Origin of the sequence: Mycobacterium sp. E3251 (assembly GCF_001666835.1) — a bacterium.
GTDB lineage: Bacteria > Actinomycetota > Actinomycetes > Mycobacteriales > Mycobacteriaceae > Mycobacterium.
This window is the reverse complement of the sequence record NZ_LZJF01000189.1, coordinates 21,710-28,486: the sequence shown is the minus strand read 5'-3', so window position 1 is coordinate 28,486 and position 6,777 is coordinate 21,710. Positions and strand designations below refer to the sequence as shown.

7 protein-coding genes are annotated in these 6,777 nt (G+C 66.8%); 2 read left to right on the top strand and 5 right to left on the bottom strand.

What is annotated here, in order from left to right; all coding sequences use genetic code 11:
• Position 1: 1 nt before the first annotated feature.
• On the bottom strand, positions 2-154 hold the full coding sequence (locus tag A5697_RS27895) for a hypothetical protein (RefSeq protein ID WP_197501097.1): 153 nt from the start codon (positions 152-154) through the stop codon (positions 2-4).
• Between the two features lie 74 nt (positions 155-228).
• On the opposite strand from A5697_RS27895, the gene A5697_RS23645 reads away from it, so the two are divergent.
• Positions 229-1,725: an adenylate/guanylate cyclase domain-containing protein gene (locus A5697_RS23645; protein ID WP_197501096.1), complete on the top strand. Its 1,497-nt coding sequence runs from the start codon at positions 229-231 to the stop codon at positions 1,723-1,725.
• A 13-nt stretch (positions 1,726-1,738) separates the two neighbouring features.
• Here the strand turns inward: A5697_RS23645 and A5697_RS23640 are convergent, their stop codons facing one another.
• Positions 1,739-3,034: an amidohydrolase family protein gene (locus A5697_RS23640; protein ID WP_067945208.1), complete on the bottom strand. Its 1,296-nt coding sequence runs from the start codon at positions 3,032-3,034 to the stop codon at positions 1,739-1,741.
• Between the two features lie 117 nt (positions 3,035-3,151).
• Between A5697_RS23640 and A5697_RS23635 the strand changes: the two genes are divergently transcribed.
• Positions 3,152-3,370: a hypothetical protein gene (locus tag A5697_RS23635; RefSeq protein WP_067945205.1), complete on the top strand. Its 219-nt coding sequence runs from the start codon at positions 3,152-3,154 to the stop codon at positions 3,368-3,370.
• Between the two features lie 11 nt (positions 3,371-3,381).
• On the opposite strand, the gene A5697_RS23630 is transcribed toward A5697_RS23635, so the two are convergent.
• Genes A5697_RS23630 through A5697_RS23620 form a run of 3 tightly spaced genes read right to left on the bottom strand, consistent with a single transcriptional unit; the run spans position 3,382 to position 6,763 of the window.
• Positions 3,382-4,521 (bottom strand): acyl-CoA dehydrogenase family protein, encoded by a 1,140-nt coding sequence (locus tag A5697_RS23630; protein ID WP_067945204.1) that lies wholly within the window; start codon positions 4,519-4,521, stop codon positions 3,382-3,384.
• Positions 4,522-4,523: 2 nt separating this feature from the next.
• A complete protein-coding gene (locus tag A5697_RS23625; protein WP_068012212.1) occupies positions 4,524-5,567 on the bottom strand; it encodes an acyl-CoA dehydrogenase family protein in 1,044 nt (347 codons plus the stop codon).
• Between the two features lie 2 nt (positions 5,568-5,569).
• The gene (locus tag A5697_RS23620; protein ID WP_082953558.1) at positions 5,570-6,763 is read right to left on the bottom strand and encodes a cytochrome P450; all 1,194 of its coding nucleotides are present in this window, start codon (positions 6,761-6,763) and stop codon (positions 5,570-5,572) included.
• Positions 6,764-6,777 lie beyond the last annotated feature (14 nt).

Here is a 6,777-nt window from a genome sequence, read left to right as displayed (position 1 = left end):
TTCACGGCGACGCCGGGGCAGCGCCCACGCGTTCCCGCCAGTTCTCCACCATGACCAATCGCCCCGACGAGGCGAGCGTCATGAACAACGTGTCGCCATCGGGGCTCAGCGCGACGTTGGTGGTCATCGGATCTTCGGCGGGAATGGCGCCCAACAGCTCGCCTCGTCGGGGCGATTGGTCATGGTGGAGAACTGGCGGGAACGCGTGGGCGCTGCCCCGGCGTCGCCGTGAAGCTGGTCCGGCACCGGCTGCGTTCGCCGTTCCCGCCCGCCGGAAGGCCACTGCTCATATCCGGCGCGGTCATCCCCACCATTGTTGGCGCAGCGGTCATCGCCGCACTGGCGCTGTGGGGTCTTCCGACCGGTACGGCGCTCGCCCAACAGCACGTGCTGAAGTTCAACATCGTCGTGGCGCTGAGTTATTGCGTCGTAAGCATGCCCTCCGCGGTGATCTGCGGCTATTTGTGGATGAGCCTGCCGGCGGACGCAAGCGACGCCACCGCGCGGCGCGTCGTCTTGGCCATACCGAGGAGAATGGCCGTCGTCCACGGGGCGGTGTGGTCCACGGCCAGCGCGATTTTCGTGCTCATCAATCTCGGCAGGCCTTGGCTGTCGGCAACGTTGGGCGTGTCGATGATCCTGGGCGCGATCGTGACAACCGCATTGTCGTATTGGATGTGCGAGATCGCGCTACGGCCGGCGGCGGCCATGCTGCTCACCGAAGACCCGCCAAAACATGCTCAGGGCCCGGGCCTTCGGCTGCGCGCGGTGAGCGCCTGGGTGATCGGGACGGGAGTTCCGACGCTGATGGTCATGCTCGTCGCCGCGAGCGCCCTCTTCGTCGAGTACTCCGCGCATCGGCTGGCGTTGGTTGTTCTCGTGCTCGGGGGCTGCACCCTAGCCTGCGGCCTGGTGGTCGCCGCATTCAACGCGTCAACGATCGCCGATCCCATCGATGAGGTCAGGCACGGCATGCAACGCGTGCAGCGCGGCGAATTCGACGTGTCCGTCGCCATTTTCGACGCCTCCGAGCTCGGGCTGTTACAGGCGGGCTTCAACACCATGGCGACCGGACTGCGGGAACGAGAACGGCTGCGCGACCTGTTCGGCCGCCACGTCGGTCAGGATGTGGCTCGTCTGGCCGAGCAACTCGCCGCCGCCGGTGACCAGATCGAGATGGGCGGTGTCAACCGCGAAGTGGCGGTGTTGTTCGTGGACCTGGTCGGCTCGACGCGACTGGCCACCACACTGGAACCACCCGAGTTGCTGGCTACGCTCAACGACTTCTTCACGATGGTGGTGAACGCCGTCGAAGCGAATCGGGGCTTTGTCAACAAGTTCGAAGGGGACGCGGCGCTGGCGGTCTTCGGTGCTCCCCTCGACGACGATGACAGGGCCTCGCATGCGCTGGCGACGGCGCGCGAACTCAACAGGATTTTGAATCCGCCCGGCGCGCCGATCAGGGCCGGCATCGGCGTCTCGGCCGGCATGGCGGTGGCCGGCAACGTCGGCCACCCGGGCCGTTACGAGTACACGGTGATCGGCGACCCGGTCAACGAGGCGGCGCGGCTCACCGACGTCGCCAAGCTGTCGGTTGGCGTCGCCGCGTCCGCCGCGGCGCTGGACATGGCCAGTCAGGAGGAGTCGCACCGATGGCGGGTCGTCGACTCCAAAGTGCTACGCGGACGGGTGAATTCGACCGACATCGCCGTCCCGGTCGATTGAAGCTTCGTGCGCGTCAGACCTTGTGGGACTTCTGCTCTTCCATCTTGTCTATGAAGGCGTCGAATCCGATGCCGCCGTGGCCGGCCATGACTTCGTCGTAGTCGTACTCCGGTGGGTTGCCGCCGTTGGGCCGCCACCCGGCATCCGCGGTGCAGGACTTGAAGCCGTCCTCGGGGAAGGCGTACCAGCGCCGCGTGTTGAGTTCGACGATCTTGGCGGCCTCCTCGTCGGGCACGTCCGCGAGCATCTCCTCGGCGCGCGCGCGGCTCTTGGGCCAGAACGAGTCGGAGTGCGGATAGTCGCATTCCCAGGTGATGTTGTCGATCCCAATCTGGTGGCGCATCGACATGCCGACCTCGTCCTCGATGAAACATCCGGAAATGTTGCGCCGGAACAACTCCGACGGCGCCACCGTGGGGTGGATGTTCTGGTAGAACTTGTGCTTGCGCCAGACGTAGTCCGCGCGTTCGACGAGGTACGGCATCCAGCCGACGCCGCCTTCGGAGAACGCGACTTTGAGGTTCGGGTGTTTGTGGAAGACGGGCGAGAAGATGAGCTCGGTCGCCGCGGCCATGGACGTTGTGCCCATCAAAGTGATCATCACCGCGAAGGGCGCCTCCGGTGCGGTCTGGGGCGGGAATCCGCCGCTGCCGAAGTGCATCACCGCGGTCAGGTTGGTCTCCTCAAGCGCCGACCACACCGGCTCCCAGTACGCGGTGTGGTAGCTGGGCAGCTTCAAGTTGGTCGGGTTGTCCGGCAGCCCGATCGCCCGCGCGCCCTTGGCCGCCACCCGCTCGATCTCGGCGACGATCAGGTCCGCGTCCCACAGCGGTGTGATCGCCATCGGAATGAAGCGGGCAGGGTCGGTGGCGCACCATTCGTCGAGTGAGAAGTCGTTCCACGCCTGGACGGACAGCTGCGCGAGTTCCTTGTCCTCGCCCTCCAGGAAGACGGTGCCACAGAAGCGCGGGAAGGACGGAAAGCACAGCATGGCGTGCACGCCGTCGATGTCCATGTCCGCCAGTCGAGCTTTCGGGTCGTAGCACCCGGGGATCATGTCCGCGTAGCGGATTGGGTCGACACCGAACTCCTCCGGCGACTTGCCGGCGACGGCATTCAGCCCGATGTTCGGATAGGCCCTGCCCTCGTAGACCCACTGCTGCACCGGCGGAGCCCCGTCGCGCGGGAAATCGACGATGCGGGGACCGGCGTCGAGGAATTTCTTCGGCAGTCGGTCCGCCCAGACCTGCGGTGGCTCGATCAGGTGATCATCGACGGACAGGAGCTTCATCGAAGGTTGCAGCGGCATTGTGGGAGTCGTCTCTCGAAGTCGTGCGATACGGTACAAGTGAACAGATTCTGACTATTTGACTATAGCGCCGATGGTGGCCGGAGCCCAAACGAACAGGGCGCATCAAGGAGGACCATGACAACACCCGATAGCCCACAGTCGCGCATCCCGCACGACGATTGGGCGGACCAGGACCTGCTCACCAAAGGCGAGGCGGCCGAACGGCTCGCCGCCGAGATCGCCGAGGTCGCTGCCAAACTCGGCGCGTCGGATGATCAGGACGAGACCCTGATGCGACGACTCAACGGGCTCCAGGAGGCCTACAAGCACCTGACGCGGGACCCACAGGGCTGACCCCGCTCCACTCAGGCGCGCGGCAAGCCCAGCACCCGCTGGGCGACGATATTGCGCTGGACCTGGGCCGTTCCGCCGTAGATGCCCGCGGCGCGCGACCACACGTAGATGTCCCATTCCAGGCCTTCGGTGAGCAGCGGGCCGCTGGCCGACAGGTCCATCATGGCGTGGGCGAAGAACTGGTCGGCACGGGTCATGAGCAACTTGTCCACCGAACCCTCGGGCCCGGGAAGCTTGCCGTTCTGGCGCTCCGTGAGCGATCTCATGACCTTGATCTGCAGTGCGCGCAGCTCCACGTAGGCCTGCCCGAGCCGAGCCCGAGCCGACGGCGAGTCTTCGAGCCAGCCGACGCGAACGTCGTCCTCGAGGCGACGTAGCTGCGTCTTGAGCCGGCCGATCCAGTTGATGTCGCTGGGACCGCGCTCGTAGGCAAGCAGCTGGTTGGCAATGGACCAGCCCTCCCCACGCCCGCCGAGCAGATTGCCCGCGGGTACGTCCACGTTGTCGAAGGTGATCTCGGTGAATTCGCGGTTGCGTGCGGCGTTGACGATGGGGCGCACTTCGATGCCGGGCGTCGACATCGGCACCAGCAACACGGAAATGCCGGCGTGCTTCGGCGCATCCGGCTCGGTGCGGCACAGCAGGAAGCACCAGTCGGCAACCGCACCGAAGCTCGTCCAGATCTTGCGGCCGTTGACGCGAAACATCTCACGCCCGCCTGCGTCGAGGAGATCGGCCCGGGTCTTGAGGCCGGCGAGGTCGGATCCGGCCTCGGGTTCGGAGAACCCCTGACACCAGCGCACCCGGCCGGACAACAGCCCGGGCAGCAGCGTGTCGCGCTGCTCGTCGGTTCCGAACAGGCGTAACGCGTTGCTGAGGTGACCGACGCCCTCGATGGGCGCGGCGCCGGCCCGCCCGAGCTCGTCGTTGAGGATCGCCTCGTAGACCGGCGCCTTGCCGTGCCCCCCATACTCGACGGGAAAGGACAACCCGATGTAGCCGGCTTCGTAAAGCGTTTGGTGCCAGACGTTTTGCGCGTCAGCCCGCGCCGCCGGGTCGTCGGGAATCGCGGCATCGGCGGCGTGCTCGGACAGCCACTGCCTGAGCTCGGCGCGGAACTGCGCTTCGGGTGCGCTGTCGTTGAAGTCCATGGCTAGGCGAGTTCCCGGTTCGCCAGCCGCAGTGCGGCGATGGCCTCGTAGTGCACCGTCTCGTCGCCGAACAACCGCCGGTCCAACAGCGCCCGGCGCAGCCGCAGGTGTGAAACGTGCTCCCAGGTGATCGCGATGCCACCAAAGACCTGAACCGTGGTCTCCACCACCTCCCGGCCCGCGGCCGAGGCGTATGCCTTGGCCGTCATCGCCGCCAGCCGCGCCTCGTCGTCCGGCGCGTGGTCGATCGCCCACGCGGCGTGCCAGAGGCAACTCCGGGCGCCTTCGACTTGCACCAGGGCATCGGCGAGCAGATGACCCACGGCCTGAAACGAGCCGATCTTGACCCCGAATTGAGCCCGCTCGCCCGCATAGCGGACCGCGTCGTCCAGGGCACCCTGCATGATGCCGACCAGGTCGGCGGCGACGGCGGTCATCGCCAAGGACTCGACCCGCTGCCACCGTTCGTCATCAATGACCTTGCCGGTCACCACCGCCGAAGCGACCGAATCGGCTGGCAAACAATGGAATTCACGGGTCAGGTCCAGTCCGCGCGGGTCGGCGCCGCACAGTGGTGCGCACACCAGCCGACGTTGTCCGTCGGTGCGGTCGGTCAGTAGTCCGTGGGTGGCGCCCGCGGCGTCGAATGCCACCCCAGGTCGGTGAGCCGAGCCGAAACCCATCAAGTCGGGGCACAGCACCGGCGCCAGCCGAAGGCTGCCTTCCGCGACGAGCTCCAATTCCTTCTCGGCTCCGGCCGCCTCCAGGAGCTCGGTGGCCAGCACCGCCTGGCCCGTCACCGGAACGGCGCTGAGGGTTCTGGCGAGTTCTTCGATCACGATGACGGTTTCGACGCCGCTCGCCTCGAGTCCGCACAGGCGCGGCGAACGCAACGTCGGCACACCGAGATCCACCAGGCGGCGCCACTGGGCGTCGAGCGCCTCGCCGGTCGCGATCTCGTCCGCACTGGTAACCCCCACGCTCTCCCCCAGCTGCGCGGCGGTGTCGCGGAGCAGTTGCTGCTCGTCGGTGAAGGCGATCTCCATGGTCAGCGCAGGGTCATCTCCACGCTGGTGTATCCGCGTACCGTCGCGGTGAGCACGCGTTCGCGCGCCCCGATGGCGTAGTCGGGGAACCTGTCGGCGATGTACTCGAACACCAGCTGCGCCTCGCGGCGAGCCAACCATTGCCCGAGACAGATGTGGATTCCCCACCCGAAATACACGTCGGTGCCGCGCGGCCTGTCGATGATGAAGCGGTCGGGATCGTGGTAACGCCGTTCGTCGCGGTTGGCGCTGCCCAGGAGCAGCAGCACCCAGTCGCCGGCGTCCATGGTGACGCCGTGTCGCTCGACGGGCCTGGTCAAGGTGCGAGCCACCCAGTGGCTCGGCGTGTCGTAGCGCAGCGCCTCGTTCACCGCGGCGGGAATGACGCTGCGGTCCTTCACGATGCGCTGCCACTCCTCGGGGTGCTCGGCGAGCGCGACGAGGCCGTTGGAGATCAGCTTCTGCGTGGTTTCCGAGCCGGCGGCCGACAGGAGATTGCAGAACATGAGCACCTCGTGCGGGGTCAGGGCGCGCTGGCCACCGGCCTCGGGGTCGTCGAACGTGGCTTGCAGCACGACGCTGATCAGGTCGTCACCCGGGTCGGTGCGGCGCCGTTCGATCAGGTCACCGATGTACTGGCTGATCAGGCGGTTGGCCTCGATGGCTTTGGCCGGCATCGCGACCTGCCCTTCCTCCCGGGTGAGGAAGGCCTCCCACCAGACGCGCAGCTGCGCGCGGTCGCTGTGCGGCACGCCGAGCAGATCACCGATCACGTCCGTGGGCACCGAGAACGCGAACGCCTCCATCGCGTCGACGGTGGTACCCGGTTGCAGCCGGCCAAGGTGCGTGTGGACCACGGCCCGCAGGGCAGACTCCATGGCGGCGACCGCTTTTGGCGTGAAGAACCCTTTGAGGACCCCGCGAACGCGGTCGTGGCGGGGCGGGTCCATCGAGATCACCGAGTACTTCCGTCCGTCGTTGTCCGGGTTCTCCGGTGCCGGACCGCGCTTGGACGAGAACGTCTCCCAATCCCGCAGAGCCTGCGACACGTCGTCGAACCTGGACAGGACCCACCAGCGGTTTTCGGGATCCCGGTAGACCGGCGCCTCGTCGCGCAATCTCCGGTACACCGGGTACGGATCGTCGAAGATCGCCTTGGAGAACGGCGAATACATCAACTCGCTGGTCGCTGGCACAGCCCTGACTCTAT